The 1,147-nt window shown below is 71.0% G+C and carries 1 protein-coding gene; it reads left to right on the top strand.

The genetic code is table 11. The features are described 5' to 3' along the window. Positions 1-288: 288 nt before the first annotated feature. A partial coding sequence (locus tag QR77_RS15415; RefSeq protein ID WP_150130567.1) for a serine/threonine-protein kinase occupies positions 289-1,147 on the top strand: 859 nt, incomplete at its 3' end.

Here is a 1,147-nt window from a genome sequence, read left to right as displayed (position 1 = left end):
GGCGCCCGGCACCAGACACACGCACCGCAACCACGAACCGACCCAGACCACAGCCCCAGCCGCGTGGCGCACGTGCGAAGTCCGGGCAGAAACAGGGCAGATACCGAGCAGATCGGGACCGCCCCGGTAGCGCGTCGGGAGGGATCCCTGAGCAGACCGGGAAGAGTGTCCGTATAGGGGTAGGACACTCCGATCCGCCCCCGGTTTCGCAACCGCCGCCCCTGGCAGGAAGAATCAGGGGGGCAGGGGGCCGTACCTTTGTGGCCCGTACGGGGAGGTGGCAGGCAAGTGGAGCAGCTTACGCAGCATGATCCGAGGCGCATCGGCCCTTTTGAGGTGCTCGGGCGGCTCGGAGCCGGCGGCATGGGGCTGGTCTACCTCGCGCGCTCGGCATCGGGCCGCCGGGTGGCGATCAAGACGGTACGTACGGAGCTTGCCGAGGACCAGTTGTTCCGGGTCCGCTTCACGCGTGAGGTGGAGGCCGCCCGCGCCGTCAGCGGGTTCTACACCGCCGCCGTCGTCGACGCCGACCCCCGCGCCGCCGTGCCCTGGCTGGCCACCGCGTACGTACCCGCGCCCTCCCTGGAGGAGATGGTCAACGAGTGCGGCCCGATGCCGGCCCAGGCCGTGCGCTGGCTGGCCGCCGGGATCGCCGAGGCGCTCCAGTCCATCCACGGCGCGAGCCTCGTCCACCGCGACCTGAAGCCGTCCAACGTGCTGGTGGTGGAGGACGGCCCGCGCGTCATCGACTTCGGTATCGCGTCGGGGGTCTCGAACACCCGGCTGACCATGACCAATGTCGCGGTGGGCACCCCCGCGTACATGTCGCCCGAGCAGGCGCGCGACTCGCGCAGTGTGACGGGCGCGAGCGATGTCTTCTCGCTCGGGTCGACCCTGATCTTCGCCGCCACCGGCCACGCCCCCTTCCACGGCGCGAACCCCGTCGAGACCGTCTTCATGCTGCTGCGCGAGGGCCCCGACACGGAAGGTCTGCCCAACGAGCTGAGGCCGCTCATCGAGGCCTGTATGCAGATGGACGCCACCCGCAGGCCCTCGCCCGCCGACCTCCAGGCCCAGCTCTCCCCGCACCTCTTCGACACCGGCAGCGACGACAGCGGTACGGCGTCCGCCTGGCTGCCCGAGCGCG

The organism is Streptomyces sp. 150FB (assembly GCF_000818195.1).
Lineage (GTDB): Bacteria > Actinomycetota > Actinomycetes > Streptomycetales > Streptomycetaceae > Streptomyces.
This window is presented reverse-complemented; position numbering and strand designations above follow the sequence as displayed.